Annotated in this window: 22 protein-coding genes and 1 tRNA gene; 12 read left to right on the plus strand and 11 right to left on the minus strand. The window is 64.6% G+C overall.

Annotated elements, in window-relative coordinates:
• Positions 1–200 precede the first annotated feature (200 nt).
• Both Q8O80_RS10540 and leuB read left to right on the plus strand, forming a co-directional pair.
• Positions 201–842, plus strand: a complete 642-nt coding sequence (locus tag Q8O80_RS10540; RefSeq protein WP_305579424.1) for a TetR/AcrR family transcriptional regulator — start codon at positions 201–203, stop codon at positions 840–842.
• Between the two features lie 108 nt (positions 843–950).
• Positions 951–2051, plus strand: a complete 1101-nt coding sequence (leuB, locus tag Q8O80_RS10545) for a 3-isopropylmalate dehydrogenase (RefSeq protein ID WP_305579425.1) — start codon at positions 951–953, stop codon at positions 2049–2051.
• A gap of 57 nt (positions 2052–2108) precedes the next feature.
• On the opposite strand, the gene Q8O80_RS10550 is transcribed toward leuB, so the two are convergent.
• The 6 genes from Q8O80_RS10550 to Q8O80_RS10575 all read right to left on the minus strand — a co-directional run bounded on the left by Q8O80_RS10550 (position 2109) and on the right by Q8O80_RS10575 (position 8720).
• Positions 2109–2456 carry a hypothetical protein gene (locus Q8O80_RS10550; RefSeq protein WP_305579426.1) on the minus strand — a complete coding sequence of 116 codons (348 nt, stop codon included), beginning with the start codon at positions 2454–2456 and terminating at the stop codon, positions 2109–2111.
• Between the two features lie 301 nt (positions 2457–2757).
• Positions 2758–3198: a 30S ribosomal protein S16 gene (gene rpsP, locus Q8O80_RS10555; protein ID WP_305579427.1), complete on the minus strand. Its 441-nt coding sequence runs from the start codon at positions 3196–3198 to the stop codon at positions 2758–2760.
• Between the two features lie 29 nt (positions 3199–3227).
• Positions 3228–4817, minus strand: a complete 1590-nt coding sequence (gene ffh / locus Q8O80_RS10560) for a signal recognition particle protein (RefSeq protein WP_305579428.1) — start codon at positions 4815–4817, stop codon at positions 3228–3230.
• Between the two features lie 215 nt (positions 4818–5032).
• A complete protein-coding gene (locus Q8O80_RS10565) occupies positions 5033–6460 on the minus strand; it encodes a methyl-accepting chemotaxis protein (RefSeq protein WP_305579429.1) in 1428 nt (475 codons plus the stop codon).
• Between the two features lie 86 nt (positions 6461–6546).
• Positions 6547–7767, minus strand: coding sequence for a GNAT family N-acetyltransferase (locus tag Q8O80_RS10570; protein WP_305579430.1), 1221 nt, complete (start codon positions 7765–7767; stop codon positions 6547–6549).
• Entirely contained in the window at positions 7764–8720 is a 957-nt protein-coding gene (locus tag Q8O80_RS10575) for a hypothetical protein (RefSeq protein ID WP_305579431.1), read from the minus strand. Before Q8O80_RS10575 ends, Q8O80_RS10570 begins: the two co-directional genes overlap by 4 nt.
• A gap of 294 nt (positions 8721–9014) precedes the next feature.
• Between Q8O80_RS10575 and dapF the strand changes: the two genes are divergently transcribed.
• The 4 genes from dapF (at position 9015) to Q8O80_RS10595 (ending at position 13115) form a co-directional block, all read left to right on the plus strand.
• On the plus strand, positions 9015–9866 hold the full coding sequence (dapF, locus tag Q8O80_RS10580; RefSeq protein ID WP_305579450.1) for a diaminopimelate epimerase: 852 nt from the start codon (positions 9015–9017) through the stop codon (positions 9864–9866).
• Entirely contained in the window at positions 9866–11131 is a 1266-nt protein-coding gene (gene mtaB / locus Q8O80_RS10585) for a tRNA (N(6)-L-threonylcarbamoyladenosine(37)-C(2))-methylthiotransferase MtaB (RefSeq protein WP_305579432.1), read from the plus strand. Before dapF ends, mtaB begins: the two co-directional genes overlap by 1 nt.
• An 18-nt stretch (positions 11132–11149) precedes the next feature.
• Entirely contained in the window at positions 11150–12391 is a 1242-nt protein-coding gene (ftsY, locus tag Q8O80_RS10590) for a signal recognition particle-docking protein FtsY (protein ID WP_305579433.1), read from the plus strand.
• 91 nt (positions 12392–12482) lie between these two features.
• A complete protein-coding gene (locus tag Q8O80_RS10595; RefSeq protein WP_305579434.1) occupies positions 12483–13115 on the plus strand; it encodes a septation protein A in 633 nt (210 codons plus the stop codon).
• Positions 13116–13138: 23 nt separating this feature from the next.
• On the opposite strand, the gene Q8O80_RS10600 is transcribed toward Q8O80_RS10595, so the two are convergent.
• The 5 genes from Q8O80_RS10600 to tsaD all read right to left on the minus strand — a co-directional run bounded on the left by Q8O80_RS10600 (position 13139) and on the right by tsaD (position 16383).
• Positions 13139–13543 carry a DUF1761 domain-containing protein gene (locus Q8O80_RS10600; protein WP_305579435.1) on the minus strand — a complete coding sequence of 135 codons (405 nt, stop codon included), beginning with the start codon at positions 13541–13543 and terminating at the stop codon, positions 13139–13141.
• Positions 13544–13611: 68 nt separating this feature from the next.
• Positions 13612–14046 (minus strand): EVE domain-containing protein, encoded by a 435-nt coding sequence (locus tag Q8O80_RS10605; RefSeq protein WP_305579436.1) that lies wholly within the window; start codon positions 14044–14046, stop codon positions 13612–13614.
• 4 nt (positions 14047–14050) lie between these two features.
• Positions 14051–14344 carry a YciI family protein gene (locus Q8O80_RS10610; protein ID WP_305579437.1) on the minus strand — a complete coding sequence of 98 codons (294 nt, stop codon included), beginning with the start codon at positions 14342–14344 and terminating at the stop codon, positions 14051–14053.
• A 7-nt stretch (positions 14345–14351) separates the two neighbouring features.
• Positions 14352–15338: an NAD(P)H-dependent glycerol-3-phosphate dehydrogenase gene (locus tag Q8O80_RS10615; RefSeq protein WP_305579438.1), complete on the minus strand. Its 987-nt coding sequence runs from the start codon at positions 15336–15338 to the stop codon at positions 14352–14354.
• A complete protein-coding gene (tsaD, locus tag Q8O80_RS10620; protein WP_371136164.1) occupies positions 15328–16383 on the minus strand; it encodes a tRNA (adenosine(37)-N6)-threonylcarbamoyltransferase complex transferase subunit TsaD in 1056 nt (351 codons plus the stop codon). The genes Q8O80_RS10615 and tsaD overlap by 11 nt, the downstream gene beginning before the upstream one ends.
• Before the next feature lie 70 nt (positions 16384–16453).
• Between tsaD and hemC the strand changes: the two genes are divergently transcribed.
• The 6 genes from hemC (at position 16454) to Q8O80_RS10650 (ending at position 21862) form a co-directional block, all read left to right on the plus strand.
• Positions 16454–17401 carry a hydroxymethylbilane synthase gene (gene hemC / locus Q8O80_RS10625; protein ID WP_347944640.1) on the plus strand — a complete coding sequence of 316 codons (948 nt, stop codon included), beginning with the start codon at positions 16454–16456 and terminating at the stop codon, positions 17399–17401.
• Entirely contained in the window at positions 17398–18129 is a 732-nt protein-coding gene (locus Q8O80_RS10630) for a uroporphyrinogen-III synthase (RefSeq protein WP_305579441.1), read from the plus strand. Before hemC ends, Q8O80_RS10630 begins: the two co-directional genes overlap by 4 nt.
• Positions 18130–18157: 28 nt before the next feature.
• Positions 18158–19489 (plus strand): COG4223 family protein, encoded by a 1332-nt coding sequence (locus tag Q8O80_RS10635; protein ID WP_305579442.1) that lies wholly within the window; start codon positions 18158–18160, stop codon positions 19487–19489.
• Positions 19486–20862: a heme biosynthesis protein HemY gene (locus Q8O80_RS10640; protein ID WP_305579443.1), complete on the plus strand. Its 1377-nt coding sequence runs from the start codon at positions 19486–19488 to the stop codon at positions 20860–20862. Before Q8O80_RS10635 ends, Q8O80_RS10640 begins: the two co-directional genes overlap by 4 nt.
• Positions 20863–20875: 13 nt before the next feature.
• Positions 20876–20948, plus strand: a tRNA-Thr gene (locus Q8O80_RS10645).
• A gap of 80 nt (positions 20949–21028) precedes the next feature.
• On the plus strand, positions 21029–21862 hold the full coding sequence (locus tag Q8O80_RS10650; protein WP_305579444.1) for a PCRF domain-containing protein: 834 nt from the start codon (positions 21029–21031) through the stop codon (positions 21860–21862).
• The last annotated feature ends 38 nt before the right edge of the window (positions 21863–21900 follow it).

Below are 21900 nucleotides of genomic sequence, written 5' to 3' on the forward strand. Positions count from 1 at the left end.
ATCTGGGTCGCCGGTGGCCGAAGTGATGCCCCGGAACGGCAGCGCACATCCAGAGGACTTGCGGTTCAGTCCCGGGTGCAGCGCTGGTTTTTGTTTTTTATCAATGGGTTGCCGTGGCCGAGGTCACGCGCGCAGGCGGTCGCGGCGCAAGCGACGCGCACAAAACTGTACCGGCGGTACAGTGCAGCAGGGGCAGGGCCATGTTCAGGAAAGCGAGCAAGGGGCAGGAAACGCGGGAGAGACTGCTGGCTATTGCCGAGGCGTCCGTGCTGGCCAAGGGCTTTGCCGCCACCTCGATCGAGGAGGTGATCGCCGAAGCGGGGATCACCAAGTCCGGCTTTTTCTACCACTTCAGCGACAAGAACGCCCTGGCCCATGAAATGCTGCAGCGCTATGTGGCGGCCAATGATGAAATCTTCGAGGCGCTGTTCGGCCGCGGCGCCGAGCTGTCCGATGACCCGCTGCAGGGTTTTCTCATCGGCCTCAAACTGCTGGCGGAAACCATGGCCGACCTGCCCAATGGGCATCCGGGATGCCTGATTGCCAGCGTCTGCTACCAGGAGCGCCTGTTCGACAACACCGTTCGCCAGCTTACTGTGGATTCCGTGCGCCGGTGGAATGCATTCTTTCGCCAACGCCTCGACGCCATTGCCGCCGTGCATCCGCCGGTCGAGCCGGTTGATCTCGAGCAGCTGGCCGCCATGATGAGCTGCATGGTGGACGGCGCCATCATCATGAGCAAGGCGCTGGGTGATCCCGGCATTCTGCCACGGCAGATCCTGCTGTTTCGCAGCTATATCCGGCTTCTGTTCCAGCCGGGCCGGTTGGCATTGGCGGGATGATCTCGCAACAGAACGGACGTTTTTATGCGCCGCCGCCTTGCGCGGCGCCGACAATTGCCGCTATGTGGCCAGCCATAGGCGTAACCACCAGTACGGCAAGGACCCATCATGGCCAGTCATTCCCTCTTCCTGCTCCCCGGCGACGGCATTGGTGCCGAGATCATGCTCGAAGTGGACAAGCTGATCGCCTGGACGAATAGCGAGCAGCTCACCGATTTTTCGACCGATCGCGGTCTGGCCGGCGGGGCTGCCTATGATGCCCACCAGGTGGCGATTACCGATGAAGACACCGAAAAGGCCAAGGCGGCCGATGCGGTGATCTTTGGCGCGGTGGGTGGACCCAAGTGGGACAATGTCCCCTATGAGCAGCGTCCCGAGGCAGCGCTGCTGCGGTTGCGCAAGGAAATGGCGGTATTTGCCAATCTGCGCCCCGCCATCTGCTATCCGGCGCTGGCCGACGCTTCCTCGCTCAAGCGCGAGCTGGTGGAAGGCCTCGATATCCTGATCGTGCGCGAACTGACCGGCGGCGTCTATTTCGGCGAACCCAAGACCATTACCGATCTGGGCGATGGCCAGAAGCGCGCCGTCGATACCCAGGTCTACGAGACCTATGAAATCGACCGCATTACCCGCGTCGCCTTCGATCTGGCGCGCACCCGTAACAACAAGGTGCATTCGGCCGACAAGAAGAACGTGATGAAGTCGGGCGTGCTGTGGGATGAAGTGGTCCAGGGCATCGCCAAGGACTATCCCGATGTCGAACTGCATCACATTCTGGCCGATAACGCGGCCATGCAACTGGTGCGCAATCCCAAGCAGTTCGACGTGATGGTCACCGACAATCTGTTCGGCGATATTCTGAGCGATGTGGCGGCCATGCTGACCGGTTCACTGGGCATGCTGCCCTCTGCGAGCCTGGGGGCGCCCGACCCGGTCACCGGCAAGCGCAAGGCGTTTTACGAGCCCGTGCACGGCTCGGCCCCCGACATTGCCGGCCAGGGCATTGCCAACCCGATCGCCATGATCGCCTCGGTCGCCATGGCGCTGCGCTATTCGTTCGGCATGATCGAGCTGGCAACCAATATCGAGAACGCCATTTCGGCCGTGCTCAGCGATGGTCTGCGCACCGGCGACATCGCCCAGGACAATCGCCGGACGGTGGGCACCGAGGAAATGGGCGCGGCGATCCTGGCCAAGCTCAAGGCCTGATTCAGAAGTCAGATTTAACTGAGAACACCCGTGATCACCGTCGCGGGTGTTTTTGTGTCATGGCTTGTCGAGACCATAAAAGCGCTGGTCGTCGCCAATCAGTTCATCGCGCGCGCCTTTGGGCAGCGGAAAGCCATAGCCGACCCATGGCTTGAGCCACCACATGGCACGTTCGTGATGAAATCGGCTCATATGGAGTTCCATTCCCACTTTTTCGATGGCGGCATGCAGTGCTGCAATCGCGTCATTGCCGCCGGCAAAGCTCTCAATGGGGGCGTCTGGCCAGTCGATAGAATAACGGCAATTCCAGTTTGGGCCGACCTGCTCGGGGAGAAATATCTGTACCAGGACCGGGTGCTCGCGCCCGGCGTGGCGCACGGTCAGCGTTCTCTCTGCAGCAATCATCAGCGTCGTCCGACATGAAAGAATGGTGGGATTGGGTCGCCCTTCATACAAGCGGTCATGCTTGATCGTGCCTGATCTTCACAGAACCGGTTCCAAGGCATCATTCTACATTGAAAGATGTCGCTCTGGTACTGAAGCTCGCATTCAGCACGTCGGCCTTCGTTCCACTTGCCCGCTACACGATTGATCCCAACCCATTGGTGACCAGAGCGGCACTCAGTCTGCGGCTGCGGGGAGCGTGGACAAAACAAAAGCCCCGGTGTTTCCACCGGGGCCTTTGTCATTCAGTGCTGTGCCAGACTTACTCGGCAGCAGTCTCTTCAGCAGCAGGCGCTTCCTCGGCAGGAGCGGCTTCTTCAACAGGCGCCTCTTCAACCTTTGGCGCGTTCTTGAGTTCTTCGGCGGCGGCGGCCTTGGCAGCCTTTTCTTCAGCGCGCTGGGTGGCCTTTTCGCCGGGCTTGCCCTTGTCAGGGTTGTTGCGGGCTTCGCGGTTCATCACGCCGGCAACGTCGAGGAAACGCAGCACGCGGTCGGTCGGCTGGGCGCCAACGCTCAGCCAATGCTTGGCGCGCTCGATGTCGAGCACGACGCGGCCTTCATTGTCCTTGGCCAGCAGCGGGTTGAAGGTGCCGAGCTTTTCGATGAAACGGCCATCGCGGGGCGCGCGGGCGTCAGCAACGACGATCTGATAGAATGGGCGCTTCTTGGTGCCACCACGGGCCAGACGGATCTTGAGGGACATATTGGTATCCTGGGGTTTGGTTGAAACGATTACTTTTTCTTGCCCAGGCCTGGCAGGCCGGGGAAACGGGGAGCCCCGCCGAAGCCGGGCAAAGCCGGTCCGCCGGAGGATTTGAGCAGGGCGCCAACATCGCTGGGCAGCGCCTTGGGTGCTGGCGTATCGGCGCCGGGCAGGCCCTTGAGCTGGTTGGGGTCGATGCCGGCCTGACGGGCCATTTGTTCGAGCTGAGCGGGGTCCATCCTGGAGAGGTCCGGCATGCCGCCCCCGCCCATCATCTGACCCATCTTGCCGCCCATCATGCCACCGAGCGCGCCCATGCCACCCTTGCCGACCTTTTTCATCATGTCGGCCATCTGGCGGTGCTGCTTGGCGAGCTTGTTGATGTCGCTGACGTCAACGCCGGCGCCGGCGGCAATGCGCTTGCGGCGGCTGGCATTGAGCAGGTCGGGGGCGGCGCGCTCTTTCTTGGTCATCGAATTGATGATGGCGATCTGGCGGTCAAACACCTTCTCGTCAATATTGGCGCCGGCCATGGCCTTTTTCATCTGGCCCATGCCGGGCATCATGGCCATCAGGCCACCCATGCCGCCCATCTTCTTCATCTGCTGCAGCTGGCTGCGCAGATCGTCGAGGTCGAAGGAGCCCTTTTTGAGCTTCTTGGCCATCTTCTGGGCGTCTTCGGCCGAAACATGTTCGGCGGCCTTTTCGACGAGGCTGACGATATCGCCCATGCCCAGGATGCGGTCGGCAATGCGCGATGGATGGAAATCTTCCAGCGCATCCATTTTTTCGCCGACACCGATCAGCTTGATCGGCTTGCCGGTGGCGGCACGCATCGACAGCGCCGCGCCGCCACGGCCATCGCCGTCAACGCGGGTCAGCACAATGCCGGTGATGTCGAGGCGCCCGTCAAAGGAGCGCGCCACATTGATGGCGTCCTGACCGGTCAGTGCATCCACGACCAGCAGGATTTCATGCGGGTTGGCGACATCCTTGATGCTGACGGTCTCGGCCATCAGCTCGTCGTCGATATGGGTGCGGCCGGCGGTATCGAGAATGAGCACGTCATAGCCGCCCAGACGGCCTTCGCGCTCGGCGCGGCGGGCGATCTCGACGGGGGTTTCGCTGGCAATGATGGGCAGGGTGTCGACGCCGACCTGCTCGCCCAGCACGCGCAGCTGCTCCATGGCAGCGGGGCGGCGGGTATCGAGCGAGGCGAGCAGGACCTTTTTCTTCTGGCGGTCCTTGAGGCGCTTGGCAATCTTGGCCGTGGTGGTGGTCTTGCCCGAGCCCTGCAGGCCGACCATCAACAGGGTGACGGGGGCCTTGGCATTGAGGTCGATGCCGACACTGGTCTCGCCGAGCACGGCGACCAGCTCGTCATGGACGATCTTGATGACCTGCTGGCCGGGGGTTACCGAGCGGGTGACCTCGGCGCCGATGGCGCGGTCCTTGACCTGTTCGACAAAGGCCCGCACCACTTCGAGCGACACGTCGGCTTCGATCAGCGCGCGGCGGATTTCGCGCAGGGCTGCATCGACGTCGTCGGCGCTCAGCGCGCCGCGGCCGCGTAGTCCATCAAAGATTTTGCCAAGCCGGTCAGAAAGGCTCTCGAACATGGTTTTGGTCCTTCGCTGCGGAATAGTCCGCCAGACATAGGATCCATCAGTCCAAACGCCAAGCACACCCACGGGCGCAACGCGCTGGCGGGTGGTGGCCTCCGGGATCGTCGATACCCTTGCGGGGTCCCGGTCGGCTGGTCAGGGGCAAAGCCTGATGAATGGGCTGGCTGTAGGGGAAAGCGGCGGGCGAGTCAAGAAAAACGCGGCGGCGTTCAGACCTTGAAGGCAACGCGCAGGCCACCCCAGTGGCGGCCATTGACGGTAATGGGGGCCGAGCAATCCTTCATCAGCGCAAACTGGCTGCCGCCCATGTCGCGCCGATAAGTCTGCAGCAGGAACGGCTTGGTCGAGCGCCCCGCCGACAGCCCGGTGCGATCGTTGAACATCCGCCGGTTGCGGCAGTTGGCCATGTTCCACACCGGGTCACTGCCCTGAGGCCGCGAATAGATGATGTTGTGGGTCGGCAGATAGCCATTGCGATCCACCGCGGCGCAGAAGGCAATGCGCTGGTCAAACTCCAGGACCGGCTCTTGCACCGCCGGCAGGACCTGGTCGGTGAAAGCCGTGAACCGGGTCAGCACCTGCTTGGGATCGCTTCCGGCGACCGGGCGATAGTCTTCATCAAACAGATCGGCCATGCTGATCTGCCCGCGTGCCACCGCCGTGGTGAACAGCTCGGCAATCTCGTCCGCCTTGGTCCGCGCCAGATCGATGAAGTCGGCATCGGCGGTCTCAAAGCCGCTTTCGACCAGAAACAGCATGAAGTCTTCCGAGATCGACAGGATCGACTGCGTGCGCTGTTCGGCCTTTTCGAGATGGCCGCGGCCGGCCGCAACACCTTCGGCCAGCGCCGACAGTTCGGTCTGGATGGTGGCAAAGCCGGCGATGGACTGCTCAACGGGTTGGCTCATGGCGTCGATATCGGTGATCAGCCGATCCACCGAACCCACCAGGGCCTCCAGCGTTGCCGTTGCCTCGGCGGCAGCCTGGGCATCGGCGATGGTTTGTTCGGCCGCCTGCGAATTGCCCTTGGCCTGGGTCCGCAGGGCGCCGAGGGCCTGGCTGAGATGGGCCATATTGCTGGTGGTCTGGCCGGAAAATTCATGGATCTGATCGGCCAGTCCCTTGACCGCATTGGCGATGACGGCAAAGCCGCGCCCGGCGTCACCGGCGCGCGCGGCCTCGACCGATGCGTTGAGCGCCAGCAGTTTGGTTTCCCGGGCAATCTGGGCGATGGCGGTACTGGCGGCTTCCACATTGCGGACCGAGCCAGAGACGCCATCGAGCGTGGTCTGGATGTGCATGGCGCCATCGGCCATCATGGCCATGGTCTTGGCGGTGCGCTGCACGGTACCGGCGACCGCCGAAGCACTCTGGTCGAGCACGGCCCGTACATCGGCTGCCGCCTGCCGGCTGACGCCCATGGTCTGGCTCAGTTGTGCGGTTGCCACATTCATGCTGGCGGCAGCATCCTGGGTGGCCTCGGCCTGGGTCGCCTGCTGCAGGCTGATTTTGGAGAGATCGGCAATCAGCCCGGCGACGTCGGCGATTTCGACACCCAGACGCCCGGCGCGGTCACCAATATCGGACTGTGCTCCCGTTGGATGGGTTGGCACGGTGCTGGCAATGATTGCTGACATTTTTTCCCCCGCAGCCAGCTTAAAGGGGAAAAGGTAACGAATACTTAACCGTGCTGGGGGCAGGCGGGCGGCGGTAGAATCAGGCGCTAGAGACGGCGGCCGGCCGCTCTCATCAGCGGGCCACGCCATTGCGCCGGCATGGCCAGCACCAGCTTCTTGATGGCCGGGCGCAACAAGCGGTCCCAGACGTTGAGGACCAGCAGACCACGCCGGGTCACCGGCAGGGCGAAGTCCCTGACCGTGACCGTTTCGGTCGCCCAGGTGAGCTTGTAGGGCATGACCGGCACCATCAGATCGGCACCCCTGAGGCCCTGATCGGCGCATACGTGGATGACTTCACCCAGATGCAACTTGCCCGGGCTTTCATCGGAGTTGGAAAAATCGCGGCTGGCGACAAAGGCATAATAGCGCTGGTTGTGGACAAAACCCCATTGCTCGGCAATGGCTTCGCCCTTGTGCCGCAGCGACATGGCAAGCACGGGCAGGTCGTCACGGCTGGCCAGGGACTGGCAGAATTCGGTGAAGGCGGTGTCGCCAAAAGCGCGGGAGGTCAGGCCCTGGTCGTTGAGCCGCTCTGCCCGCCCCTTCAGGGTGCGGTTGATGACGCCCAGGCGGTCCTGGGTACTGGCAGCGACGTGATGGGTGACGGGGCCGTCGCGCTCAAGGCGATTGCGGGCATTGCGCATGTTCTTGCGCGTCTTGTGATTGATGGTGGCGAAATAGCCGGCAAAATCGGGGAAGGCGTCGAGCGCTATATAGGGCGCGCCTTCCTGGGTGCCGGTCAGCATGTGGTCAACGGGCATGCCGCTGGCCAGCATGCTGTCGCCGCGCACCTTGAGAAAGCTCACAGCATCGCAGGGTGCTGCCTTGATGGCGGCGTGCAACAGGCGCGATACGGCATCACCGGGCTGGATGCCGGGGGCGAGCATGACATCGGAATATTGGCTGAAGGCATGACCGAGCGCGGTCAGCACGGTGCGCGCCCGGGTGCGGATGCGCTCCAGGGGCAGCACGGCGACCAGGCGCGAGCCATCCCTGAGGGTGACGATCACCGGATCAAACCGGACATTGCCGCGCGCCGCCTCGAAGTCGAAGACAGCGCGGGCCCAGGCGCAGCTCTGAAACAGCACGGCGCCGTCGAGCCGGGCTTCCAGCTCGTGCCACTGCGCGGCAATGAGGTCCAGTGCCGCCCGTGTGCGGACAATGTCGACATGCAGTGCGGACCGCGCCACCGCAATGCCCGCCGCCTGGGTGGCGGGGGCGGGCTGGTGCGTTTGTGCCCTGATGGCGGCGGTGCCTGACGTCATTTGCTGAAGCTATAGGCTTCGATGTCGCGAATGCCTTCGGGGGCCGTGGGATCCACGCGGAAGTCGACCGTGTAGACCTTCTTCTTTTGCGGGTTCAGCGGGGTGAACTTGACCACGCCGGCCAGCGCCAGCTTGGCCAGGTAGGACAGACCGCTGACATTCTGGTCCAGCTTGTGCAGGCCCATCTTGCGCAAGATGCCATTGGCATAGTTGACGGCGTAATGGCGGCGCAGCCCGTCCGTCCAGTGTTCGGTCGTGAAGCTGACATTGAGCATGTTTTCATTGACCACGCGGTGCGGCCCGTTGAGCGGCCAGTGCGCCATCTTGCCCGCTTCGAGCATGTGCACTTCGGCGTAATCATCAAACCAGGCTTCAAACGGCATGTCGGTTTCGCGGGCCTGCCCCAGGATCAGGTTCTCCAGTGCGGGCTGGGACAGGAAGGGCGGGGTGTTCGGGTAAATATAGACCTTCTTGGTGCCGCGCACCTGCCACAGACACTGGCCGGGCACATCGGCGTGATACTTCACCGAAACATTGGGCGACGAGATCAGCAGGGTCATATTGCGCTTGTAGCTGATGAAGCCGGGCACGCGCGCCTCGAACTCGTCATAGAGTGCATTGAGCATCTCGCCATAGGCGGGATCGGTCCGGCCCGGTCGGGTCAGGTTGACCCAGATATTGCCGGTGCGCACAATCTCGAGCACCTCGGCGCCGGAAAGGTCCTTGATCTCGCCTTCGCGGCGCTTGGGCGGATTGCCCGGAGTCTTCTGCGAGTAATTGACGTGATAGTCCTCGCGTGGCGCGGCATCAATCAGGCGCGCCAGTGCCTCGTCGGTGAACAGCGGTGAGTTGGCCAGGCTGTGACTGAGGGCCAGAGTGTGCTTGCCAAACAGCGCGGGAAAATGCGGCTGCCAGTCGGTAATGATCTGATCGGTACGCATGGGCATGTTCATGGGCGGCTCCAGGATGTGCAAGGCGGGCGCCGTTGCCTGTCCGGGCCGCAGTTAGCGCAAAACAGCGGCTCTGGCGCGCTCGGATTGGTGCGCTAGTTAAATACCCATGAAAGAGGAAACCGTTAACAGGCGTGGTCAAATTCTTACATTGGCGGCGTGAAAACCGCCCGCCCGGAATGGCCTGCCGTCTGCTGGCCAGCGGGCCACTGGCAATTTTTGGCGGCTTGCGCCATATAGGGATATTCCTTCCAATCACGGGCGAGGCAGACTGTGAGCGGCGTGCCGTTTCTCAAGATGAACGGGCTGGGCAACCAGATCATCGTAGTCGATATGCGCGGTCGCGCGGATCGGGTGACGCCGGCTGCGGCCATCGCCATCAATGGCACCGAGGGGACCAGGTTCGACCAGATCATGGCCATTCATGATCCGCGCACACCGGGCACCGCCAATTACATCGAGATCATCAATTCCGATGGCAGCCGCGCCCAGGCCTGCGGCAATGGCATGCGCTGCGTGGTGCAGGTGCTGACTGCCGAGCAGGGCGCGCAGCGCTTTACCTTCGAGACGGTGGCGGGACTGTTGTTCGGCGAGGCGCAGGCCGACGGCATGATCACTGTCGACATGGGCACACCCAAGCTGGCCTGGTACGATATTCCGCTGGCCGAAGAATTTGCCGATACGCGCAAGATCGAGCTGCAGATCGGGCCCATCGATGCGCCGGTGCTGCATTCGCCTTCGGTGGCCTCGATGGGCAATCCGCATGCCACCTTCTGGGTGGCCGACGATGTGTGGAGCTACGCGCTGGAGCGGTTTGGGCCGATGCTGGAGAACCATCCCATTTTTCCCGAGCGCGCCAATATTTCGCTGGCCCAGGTGGTGGCGCCGGACAAGATCATCCTGCGCACCTGGGAGCGGGGCGCCGGGCTGACCGAGGCCTGCGGCACGGCGGCCTGTGCGGCGGTGGTCAATGGCGCGCGCACACGGCGTACCGCCCGGGCTGCTACCGTGACCGTGCCGGGCGGCGATCTGCATGTCGCGTGGCGCGACGATGACCATGTGGTGCTGACCGGCCCGGCCGAACGGGAATGGACCGGCACGCTCGATCCGGCCACGGGCGCCTGGGTGCGCGACGAGGTTGCGGCCTGATGGCGGTGGAGACACTGACATTTGGCTGCCGGTTGAATGCCTATGAGGCTGAGGTGATGAAGGTCGAGGCCGAAAAGGCCGGGCTCGACAATGCCATCATCATCAATACCTGCGCGGTGACGGCCGAGGCCGTGCGCCAGGCCAGGCAGGCGGTGCGCAAGGCACGGCGCGACAATCCGGCGGCCCGTATCATTGTTACCGGCTGCGCCGCCCAGACCGAGGCGCGCAGCTTTGGCGAGATGGCCGAGGTCGATCTGGTGATCGGCAATCATGACAAGATGCAGGCGGCCAGCTACGCACCCATGGTGTTCGGCACCCCGCTCAACGACAAGGTGCAGGTCAACGACATCATGAGCGTGCGGGAAACCGCGGGCCATCTGATCGAGGGCATGGATGGACGCACGCGCGCCTTTGTCCAGGTGCAGAATGGCTGCGATCATCGCTGTACCTTCTGCATCATTCCCTTTGGCCGCGGCCCGTCGCGCTCGGTGCCGATGGGGTTGGTGGTCGAGCAGGTCAAGAAGCTGGTCGGCAATGGCTATGGCGAGGTGGTGCTCACCGGGGTCGATATTACCTCCTATGGCCCCGACCTACCGGGCGCGCCGACGCTGGGCAAGCTGACCCAGTCGATCCTGCGCCACGTCCCCGATCTGCCACGGCTGCGGATTTCCTCGATCGACAGCATTGAAGCCGATGAGGCGCTCTATGACGCGGTGGCCAGCGAGCACCGGCTGATGCCGCATATGCATTTGTCACTGCAATCGGGCGATGACATGATTCTCAAGCGCATGAAGCGCCGGCATAGCCGCGCCGATGCCTTGGCCATCATGGCCAAGCTGCGGGCCCTGCGGCCCGATATGGTGTTTGGCGCCGACATCATTGCCGGCTTTCCCACCGAGGACGCGGCGATGTTTGCCAATACGCTGGCCATTGTCAGCGAGGCCGATCTGACGCATCTGCATGTTTTTCCCTATTCGCCGCGCCAGGGCACACCCGCCGCGCGCATGCCGCAGGTCAGCCAGACGGTCGCCAGGGACCGTGCGAGGCAGTTGCGGGCCGTCGGCGCGGCGCAGTTCCGGGCGCTCTGCGCCAGCCGCGTTGGCCAGATCGAACAGGTGCTGATAGAGCATGACGGGCTGGGCCGCAGCGAGCAGTTCGTGCCGGTCAGCGTGCCGGGGGCGCAGCCGGGAACACTGCTGGCGGTGCGGGTTACCGGTGTGGCCAGGGATGGTCTGGTCGGCGAAGCGGTGCGTGACGCTGCCTGAAAGTTAAGAAAGTCCACGATGACCGACAAGAAGCCGGGATTTTTCAAGCGTCTGTTTGGTAGCGATGCGCCAGCGCCTGTTGAGCCAGCAGCGCCAGCCGACGATACCATTGCGCCCGCCGTGCCGGCGGTGACGCCGGATGCGGTCGCGCCGGAGCCGGCACCCGAGCCAGTACCCGAACCCAGTGCAACGCCTGAGCCGGATCCTGTCGCCGCTCCCGACCATGTGCCGCTGCCGGGCCCGCCGGAAACGACGCCTGACTATGTCGAAGCGATTGAAGAGAAGGCGGCGCAGGCGGCGAGTGTCGCCGCCATCGAGACACCAGCGGATTCCCCGGCAGAGGCAAAGGGCTGGTTCGCGCGGCTGGCTTCGGGGCTGAAGCGGTCGTCCGATCAGCTGACGGGCTCGATCACCTCGGTGTTCACCAAGCGCAAGCTCGACAATGCGACGCTCGAAGAGCTTGAGGACGTGCTGATCCAGGCCGATCTGGGCATTGAAACCGCAACCACCATCACGGACACGCTGCGGCGCGACCGGTTCGACCGCGATGTGTCGGGCGAAGATGTGCGCGCGGTGCTGGCCGCCGAAGTCGAAAAAGTGCTGGGCCCGGTGGCCCGGCCGCTGGAGATCGACGCCAGCCAGAAGCCCTTCATCATCCTGATGATCGGGGTCAATGGCTCGGGCAAGACCACGACAATCGGCAAGCTGGCGCAGAAATTTGCCAATGAGGGCAAATCGGTGATGCTGGCGGCAGGCGATACCTTCCGGGCGGCAGCGATCGAACAATTGCAGATCTGGGGCGACCGCACCGGCGCGACCGTGGTGTCACGGCCAGCCGGCTCCGATGCGTCGGGGCTGGCCTTTGACGCGGTGACCCAGGCGCGTGCCGAAGCGCGGGACGTGCTGATCATCGACACGGCCGGCCGCTTGCAGAACCGCGACGAGCTGATGAATGAGCTGGAAAAGGTCATTCGCGTCATCAAGAAGGTCGACCCGGGCGCGCCCCATGCCACGCTGCTGACGCTGGACGCCACCACCGGGCAGAATGCGCTCAAGCAGGTGGAGATCTTTGGCCAGCGCGCCGGGGTCACCGGGCTGGTGATGACCAAGCTCGACGGCACGGCACGCGGCGGCATTCTGGTGGCAATCGCCAGCAAGTTTGGCCTGCCGGTACACTTTATCGGCGTCGGCGAAGGGGTGGGTGACCTCGAGGCTTTTACCGCCGCCGAGTTTGCCCAGGCCATTGCCGGGCGCGACTAGCCCTAATCTGACCACGCTTGGTGCCTAGCACACCTTGCATGCCGGGGCCGCTACCCTCACATTGCCCCGACGCTGAACCGAGAAAATGTCCATGTCCGAAAAAGCCAAGACCGAGCACGCTGAACCCGAGGTCAATTGGGATGAACTGCGTCCGCAGCTGATCAAGATGGCGCTCGAGCTTGGGCCCCTGGTGGTGTTCTTCATCGTCAATGCGCGGGTTGATATTTTCGCTGCGACCGCCTGGTTCATGGGCGCGATGGTGATTTCGCTGGTCTTGAGCAAGGCGATCCTGAAAAAGATCGCCGTGATGCCGCTCGTGACCGGCGCCGTGGTGCTGGTGTTTGGCGGGCTGACACTGTGGCTGCAGGACGACACCTTCATCAAGGTCAAGCCGACCATCACCAATGGGCTGTTTGCCGGCGTGCTGCTGGGCGGGCTGCTGTTCAAGCACTCGCTGCTGAAATATGTGTTTGGCGATGTCTACAAGCTCAAGCCCGAGGGCTGGAGCAAGCTGACCCTGAACTGGGGCCTGTTCTTTGTGGCGCTGGCCATCATCAATGAAGTGCTGTGGCGCAATTTCTCGACCGATTTCTGGGTGACGTTCAAGGTGTGGGGCGTGATGCCGCTGACCATAGCCTTTTCGATCAGTCAGCTGTCGCTGCTCAACAAATACGCGCCCCCCGATGAGCCGCACCACGTGCCGCCGATCGTCGTCGATAGCTGAGGCCTGTCAGCCACCGGCAGCAATCAGCCGAACAGGCCGATGACCGCGCCGGATATCAGCAGGACGCCGAGCAGATAGCCGCCATCAATGAAGGTGCGCATCCAGGGGGCGCCCTCATAGCGATGGTTGAGCACCATGGATGTCAGCACAAAGCCCAGCCACATGGTGGCGCCAACGATCAGGCCATTGGTCAGATTGGTTGCGCCGGTCACCGCCGGCGTCAGCAGGGCAATGAAATAGGCCATGACGAAGATGCACAGCACCGACCACAGATAGGGCGCGACGTCAGAGCGGTCGATATCGTCCATCTCCTTGCCGATGGAAGCGACCCACTGCCTGGCCAGCACCATGTACCAGGCGGCACCAAAGGCCCAGGCGACGACAGTGGCCAGAATGACGGCCAGCCAGTTTACCTCGAGATATGACATCGATTTTCTCCCCCAGAGTGAACGCTGCCGGCAAGCCTAGCGCTGGCTTGTCCGCTTGGGTAGGGGGCTCAGAGCCCGCCCATCTTGCACAGCAGCGCCCATTCTTGGGGGCTGACCTTGGAGACCGAGAGGCGCGAGAGCTTGACCAGTTCAAGCTCGGCCAGCTCGGGCGTCGCCTTGATCGTGGCCAGGGTGACCGGCCTGGGCAGCGGCTTGATGGCGGCGACGTCGACACAGTCCCACACCACCTCGCCCTTGGCGTTGCGCTCGCCGGTGCTGTCGGGGTGGGCGGCGGCGACCACCTGCATGATGCCGACGATCTCCTTACCGATATTGGAGTGATAGAAAAAGGCTTCATCGCCCAGGGCCATGGCGCGCATATTGTTGCGCGCCGCGTAATTGCGCACGCCGGTCCATTCCTCGGGCTCGTTGCGGGCGGTCTTGGCCTGCAGATCGGCAAAGGAAAACACGTCCGGCTCGGACTTCATCAGCCAATAGGCCATGGCTTTAGTCCTTCGTGACCATGTGGTTGATGGCCAAGTTCCAGTGCTTGACCTCCCAGGAGGCAAATACCCCTTCGGTCACAAAGGGATCGGCGGCAAACAGGGCCTTGGCCTGTTCCAGGCTGTCGGCTTCAAGCACCATGACCGAGCCTTCGGCCTGGTCGTTCTCGTCCCAAAGCGCGCCGGCCAGCCGGAGCTTTTCCCCCAGGGAGGCGAGGTGTTCGAGATGGGTGGGACGGACCGCAAGGCGGTGTTCGAGGCCGCCTGGCTTGTCCTTGCCGATAAATACAAACAGCATGTTTTCTCTAGTCCTCGCGTTTGAGCGGACGGGCCATCAGGCCCGCAACCACGGTAGCTATATTGGCTTGGCCGCTGAGCACAGCGTGCACGGCGGCAATCAGGGGGGCATCGACATGAAGGCTATTGGCCAGCGCGTCGGCGACCGGGGTGGTGGCGACACCCTCGGCCAGCTTGGCGCCCGACGCAATGATCTGTTCGACCGATTGACCGCGGCCCAGGGCCATGCCGAACTGGTAATTGCGCGACTGCACCGAGGTGCAGGTCAGCGTCAGATCGCCCAGGCCGGCCAGCCCGGTCAGCGTGGTGGCCGAACCGCCCATGGCCTTGACCATGCGGGCCATTTCGGCAAAAGCGCGGGCGATCAGGGCGGAGCGGGCCGAGGCGCCGAGGCCGGCGCCCTCAATGGCGCCGCAGGCCAGGGCATAGACGTTCTTCAGCGCCCCGGCGACTTCCACGCCAATGCGGTCGTCGCTGGCATAGGGGCGAAAGCTGGGACCGGCCAGCGCGGCAGCCAGTTCGGAGGTATGATCGGCGTCATCGCCGGCCAGGGTGACGGCGGTGGGGCGACCGGCAGCAACGTCGGCAGCAAAGCTGGGCCCGGACAGGACATAGGGAATGGCGTCGGGCGCCATATCGATCAGGATTTCGCTCTGGCGGTCCAGCGTACCGGTCTCCAGCCCCTTGGCGGAGAGGATAACCGGCCGGTCCGCCAGCAATGCCGGATCAAGCGCACCCAGCGCGGCGCGGGTCGATTGGGCGGGCACGGCCAGAATGATGATATCGGCTGGCGCTGGCTGGGTGCTGGCCGTGATCGCCTCGTGCAGGATCTGGCCACCGAGATAGCGCTGATTGGTGTGGGCTATATTGATCTCGTCGGCCTGCGCCGCATCGCGGACCACAAGGCGCACCGTGCGGCCCGCCATGGCCGCAGCCTGCGCCAGCGCCGTGCCCCAGGCGCCGCCGCCAATCACCAGAACCGAATCAAGCGACATCGGGCACCTTCATGTCGGGCAGGTCGAGCGGCCAGCGTGGCCGGGCGGCGACATCAAGCGGGTCACGGACCCCCAGGGCAAAGCGCTCGGCGCCAGCCCAGGCGACCATGGCGCCATTGTCGGTGCACAGGGCAATGGGCGGCACAATCAGCGTGGCCCCCGCCGTTTCGCAGACATTGGCCAGGGCGGCGGCGATGCTGCGATTGGCGGCAACGCCGCCGGCCACGACCAGGACTGGCCTGGTCCCAGGCAATTCGGCCTTGAACCGCTCCAGTGCCTGGCTGGCCCGCACCGAAACAATTTCGGCGACAGCAGCCTGAAAGCTGGCGGCGATATCGGCGACGTCCTGATCGCTGAGCGGGGCCAGCGCCTCGGCCTGCAGCCGCACGGCGGTCTTGAGACCGGAAAAGGAAAAATCCAGCCGGGCCTCGCGCAATAGCGGGCGCGGGAATTTGAACCGCTTGGGGTCGCCTTGCACGGCAATGGCTTCCACGGCCGGTCCGCCGGGATGGCCCAGACTGAGCAGCTTGGCCACCTTGTCAAAGGCTTCGCCCAGCGCATCGTCAATGGTGGTGCCCCAGCGCTGGTAATCGCCGACGCCGCGCACCAGCACGAACTGGCTATGGCCGCCCGAAACCAGCAGCAGCAGATAGGGGAACGCCGCCTTGTCGGTCATGCGCGCGGTCAGGGCGTGCGCTTCGAGATGGTTGATGGCCAGCAGGGGCTTGTCCAGGGCGGCGGCCAGCGCCTTGGCCGTGGTCAGACCCACCAGCACGCCGCCGACCAGTCCGGGGCCGGCGGTGACCGCGATGGCATCGACATCGGCCAGGGTGAGTTCGGCCTCGCGGCAGGCCTGGGCAATGATATGGTCGAGATAGGTGACATGGGCGCGCGCCGCCAGTTCGGGCACCACGCCGCCGAATGCCGCATGTTCATCGAGCTGACTGCGGACCACATTGGACCGAATCGTTGAATTGCCTGATTGGTCTCGTACAACGATGGCTGCGGCGGTTTCGTCGCAGCTGGTCTCGATGCCAAGGATAATGGCTGGCGCTTGCCCGGTCACGATGAACTGGTTACTCCCTGAAGGGTCTCTCTGCCTACTATAGGACCAAATGACTTTGCAATCTCCCCAAGCCTTTGCCCGGATCGGAACGCGCGGCAGCCCGCTGGCGCTGACCCAGGCGCGCCTGGTGCGCAGCCTGCTGGCCCAGACCCATGGTGTCAGTGAAGACGACATCACCATTGAGGTGCTCTCGACCGGCGGCGACCGCAGTCAGGCCAGCAATGCCAGCCTGAGCGATATTGGTGGCAAGGGCCTGTTCACCAAGGAAATCGACGAGGCCATGCTGGCCGGGCGCATCGATATCGGCGTGCATTCGAGCAAGGATGTGGCGACCCGGCTGCCGGACGGCCTGGCGCTGGTGGCGTTTCTCGAGCGCGAGGATGTGCGCGACGCCTTCCTGTCGGTGAAGGTGCAGAGCCTTGATCATCTGGCCGAGCGCGCCAAATTCGGCACCTCATCGATTCGGCGGGCGGCGCAGGTACTGCGCCAGCGCCCGGACCTGCAGATCGTGCCGTTTCGCGGCAATGTCGGTACCCGCCTGCAAAAACTGATCGAGGGGGTGGCTGACGCCACGCTGCTGGCCATGGCCGGGCTCAATCGGCTGGGCGAGGGCCATCGCGCCACCGGCCAGATGGATCCGGAGATTTTTCTGCCCGCGCCGGCGCAGGGCGCCATCGGGCTGGCGGTGCGCAGCGACGACGCGCGGATGGCCGATCTGGTGGCGGCGCTCGACCATGCCCCGACCCATCGGGCCATTGCGGCCGAGCGGGCCATGCTGGCGGTGCTCGATGGTTCCTGCCGCACCCCGGTGGGGGCGCTGACCCGGCTCGACAATGGTACGCTGACCCTCAAGGGACAGATTCTCAGCCTTGATGGCCAGACCGCCTTTGACAGCACTGCGAGCGGGACGGATCCGCTGGCGCTGGGCCGCGGGGTGGGCGAGGATCTGCTGGCGCAGGCCGGGACGGATTTTCTGGCGCAATGGGCCGCCACATGACGCGGATGCTGGTGACCCGGCCGGAGCCGGATGCGCAATCCTCGCTGGCGCGGCTGCTGGCCCTCGATATCGACGCGGTGGCGGTGCCGGTGATGGAGCGCGTGAGTCTGGATGTCAGCCTGCCGCCTGCCGATGGCTTTGCCGCCGTGGTGCTGACCAGCGCCAATGCGGTGCGCACGCTGGTGGAGCGCAATGTCGTCGGCGACTATGCGCATCTGCCGGTGCTGGCGGTGGGTGACCGTACGGCGCGCGACGCCGAAATGGCCGGCTTTGCCCATGTCAGCAGTGCAGCCGGGGCGTTTGCCGATCTGGTCAATGCCATCAGCCTGTCCGGCCTCAAGGGGCCGCTGTTCTACCCCACCGGCAAGCATCAGAGCGCCGATCTGGCCAAGGCCGTGGCGCCGCTGGGCGTGATGGTAGCCACGGCGAAAATCTACGACATGGTCGCCATTGCCGCGCTGCCCAGAGCCATTCTGGCCGAGCTGGGCGATGGCCGCATCAATGCCGTGCTGGTCTATTCACGCCGCACCGCCGAAATCTTCGCCGATCTGGCGCAAAGTCTGAATCGTACCCAGCGGCAGGCGCTGGGCATGCTATGCATGAGTGAAGCGGTGGCCGAGCCGCTGCTGGGCGCCCATTTCAACCGCATCAGCCTGGCCGATCGCCCGGACGAAGAGGCAATGATGGCCATGGCGCTGGGTTTTGCCCGCGCGCAAACTGGGCCATAGTCGATTTTGAACATGAGGATTCCCGGATATGGCCGATAGCAAGGGCAGTGATCCCAAGCCGAGCGAGACCAAGGCGAACCAGACCAAGCCTGGTGCAGTCAAGCCGCCCGTGCTCGATCTGACGGCGCGTCCGGTTGGCGCCGAGGCCAGCAAGGCCGATGCCGGCACGGCCGGGGCCGGGACAACCGCCAGCGCCGGCAAGCCTGTGGACGCGCCAGCCTCAGGCGCCGGGGCCACTGACAAGCCCAGGCCAGCCGACAAGCCGCCAGAAAAGCCTTCAGAAAAACCCTCAGAGAAGCCCTCAGACAAGCCAAGGCCGGTGCCGGCCGCGCCGGCATCATCGGGCTTCGGTTTTGGCGCGGCGCTGCTGGGTGGCCTGCTTGGGCTCGGGGCGGCCTATGGGCTGGCCTATGCCGGCTGGTGGCCGGCGCCGGCAGCGCCAGTGGCCGTGGCCGATCCGCGGCTGGCCGAGTTCGGCAAAGCCATTCCCGAGCTGGAAACCGTGACCCGGACCACGCAATCGGAACTGGCCACCCTCAATCAGCGCATCGGGGCGCTGGAGCAGGCCGAGCCTGCCGCCACCCCGAGTGCTGCCGCACCGGTTGATCTGGTGGGGATCGAAGGCGACATTGCGGCGCTGGCCGCCCGGGTCGACACACTGGCGGCAGCACCTCCGCCGGTGGCCGATACGGACGCGCTGGACCGGCTGCGCGGCGATTTTGCCACGCTGGGCACACGGATTGATGAACTGGCGGCCCGGCTGGGCAGTGCCGAAGCCAATCTGCGCACGCTCGACAGCAGCGTCAGCCAGACCAGCGCTGCCCTGGCGTCGCAGCCCAGCGATATCGGCGCTGTTCTGCAATTGCCCCTGATCCTGTCGGGCTTTGAAACCGCCTTTGCCACGGGCCGCCCCTATGAGACCGAGCTGGCGGCGCTGCGCGCCGCCGCGCCCAAGGCCGATATTCCCACCCTGATCGCCAACAGGGCGCCGCAGGGCCTGACCCGTCCCGACGTCATTGCCCGGCAGTTTGACGCCGTGCTGCCGGCCATTCTGGCCGGCCGGCCGGTCGATCCCGATGCCCAGTGGCAGGATGGTGCGCTCGACTGGTTCGCCGGAGCCATCGCGCTGCGGCCGACAGGAGAAATCGCGGGCGATACGCCCCAGGCCATTGCCTCACGGCTGATCGGCGCGGTGGAGCGGCGTGATTTCGCCAGTGCCCAGACCCTGCTCAAAAGCCTGCCCGCGCCCATGCAGGCGGCGGCCGGTGCGGTGCCGGCGCTGTTTGCCGAGCAGGCGGCGGGAGAGGCTTTTCTGCAAGAGCTGCGTGATGCGGCCCTCAGTGGCGAGGTCGCCCGATGATCCGTCTGGCGTCCTGGATCGTGGGCAGTCTGGTCATCGCGGCGCTGGCCGCCTGGATGATTTCGCTGCCCGGCACGCTGACGCTGGAGGTGGCGGGCTATCGCATGCAGCCGCGGCTGGGCGTGGCGGTGTTCATGTTCATGGTGATCGCCATTGTGGTGATTTTCATCTGGGCCATTGTCCGGCGGATCATCTCGGCGCCGCGCGCCATGGCCCGGCGCCGGCGTGAACGGCGTCGCGAGCAGGGTGTCGAGGCGCTTGGTGCGGCGATGATTGCGCTGCAGGCCGGTGATCCGGGCCGGGCGCGGTCGCTGGCGCGTGACGCACAGGCGCGTCTGCCGTCCAATGCCGCCGCCCGATTGCTCGAGGCGCGGGCCGATCTGGCACTGGGCGACATGGCTGCAGCGCGCGAACACTACCGGGCGCTGATTGCCAGCGACCAGACCGCGCTGGCCGCGCTGACCGGACTTTATGACCAGGCGCGGGCCCAGCAGCGGCCGCAGGCGGCGCTGACCTTTGCCCGCAAGGCCCTCAATCTGGCGCCCGACAGTGCCTGGGCGGCTGAAGCGGTGTTCAACGATCTGGCGCAGCGCGGGCAATGGGCCGAGGCGGTGGCGATGGTCAATGCCGAACAGGCCGGCAGCCGCGAGCAGCGCGCCCGCAAGCGGCGCCGGCAGGCGGTGATCGAGACTGCCCGGGCCCGCGAGAGCGAAACCAGCGAGCCCCTGTCGGCGCTGGAACATGCCTTGACCGCGCTCCGGCTGCTGCCCGATTTTGTGCCCGCAGCGCTGATTGCGGCGCGCATCCACATCAATCGGGGCGAGACGCGCAAGGCGATGAGCCTGCTGCGCCGGATCTGGCGCGCCACCGGGCATCCCGACATTGCCGCGCTCTATGGCCATGCCCAGCCGGGCGCTTCGGCCGTCGATCGGCTCAAGCGCATGGGCGAGATCATCGAGATCCCGCCGCCACACCGGGCGGCCGGCATGGCCCTGGCCCGCGCGGCCATTGATGCCTATGACTGGGTGCTGGCGCGCCAGGCGCTGGCGCCGTTTGCCGGCCCCGATGCGACCCAGGGCGTGGCCAGCCTGATGGCCGAGATCGAAGAAGGCCAGCATGGCGATCAGGGCCGGGCTCGCGAATGGCTGGCGCGCGCCGTGCGGGCGCCGCGCGATCCGGCCTGGACGGCCGATGGCATGGTGAGTGACGAATGGGAGCCGGTGTCCCCGGTCACCGGTCGGCTGGACGCCTTTGAGTGGAAGGTACCAATGATCGCCACCATGACGGCGACAACGCCGCCCGATGGCGGGCTGCTGGCACAATCATCCCCCCAGCCCGCCTTGCCTCTTGCACCCGCCCCCAACCCAACGTAAAAGCTCACCCGTTGCCGCATTAGCTCAGTTGGTAGAGCACATCATTCGTAATGATGGGGTCCTCGGTTCAATCCCGAGCTCCGGCTCAGAAATATCTTGGTATACTCGTTTGATGGATGAGCCAAAAGGAGACAGTAGTCGGCGCTTAAAAGAATTGGAGGCGCTAATGGCGTCGGCTGACTTTTGGAATGATAAAAATGAGGCCCAGCGACTCGTGCAAGAGTATCAGGCGCTGAAAGAGGGCGGAGGAGGCGACCCGCACGATGCGGGTAGCGCGACGCTCGCCATCCTCGCGGGCGCTGGCGGAGACGACGCGGAAGACTTTGCGCGGATGCTACGGCGCATGTACGAAGGATATGCCGCGCAAAAAGGGTGGGGGGTGCGCGAGCTCCACGCGCACGAAAGCGAGCACGGCGGGTACCGGAATGTCTTGCTTGAAATTACCGGCAAGGGCGCCTACGGGCGCCTGCGGCACGAAGCGGGCGTGCACCGGCTCGTGCGGCAGTCGCCCTTTAACGCGAACGCCAAGCGCCAAACGTCGTTTGCGCTCGTCGAGGTGCTGCCGACGCTTGTCGCCAGCGACAAGGTCGAACTGAAACCAGACGAGCTCGATATCCAGTTCGCCAAGTCCGGCGGAGCAGGGGGCCAGAATGTGAACAAGCGCGAGACGGCGGTGCGCATTGTGCACACGCCGACCAATCTCTCGGTGCATGTCTCAAGCGAGCGCAGCCAGCTCGCGAACCGCGAGAAGGCGCTCGAGCTCCTCGCGGCGAAGATTTTCGCGGCTGAAGAGGCGAAGCGGGAAGCGGAGGCGAAGGGGCGCTCGATAGCCGCCACGACCGCAAACGAGTGGGGGAGCCAGATCCGCTCCTACGTGCTCCACCCCTACAAGATGGTGAAAGACCACCGCACTGGTCACGAATCGTCGAATCCAGAAAAGGTTCTGGAAGGTTATTTAGATGATTTTATAAACGCTGTCGCAGCGAACGGGGATATATAGCCAAGTTTAGAAAAAGTGCTAATGTGTCACCGGGTCAC

The organism is Devosia sp. (assembly GCF_030689745.1).
Taxonomy (GTDB): Bacteria; Pseudomonadota; Alphaproteobacteria; order Rhizobiales; family Devosiaceae; genus Devosia; species Devosia alba.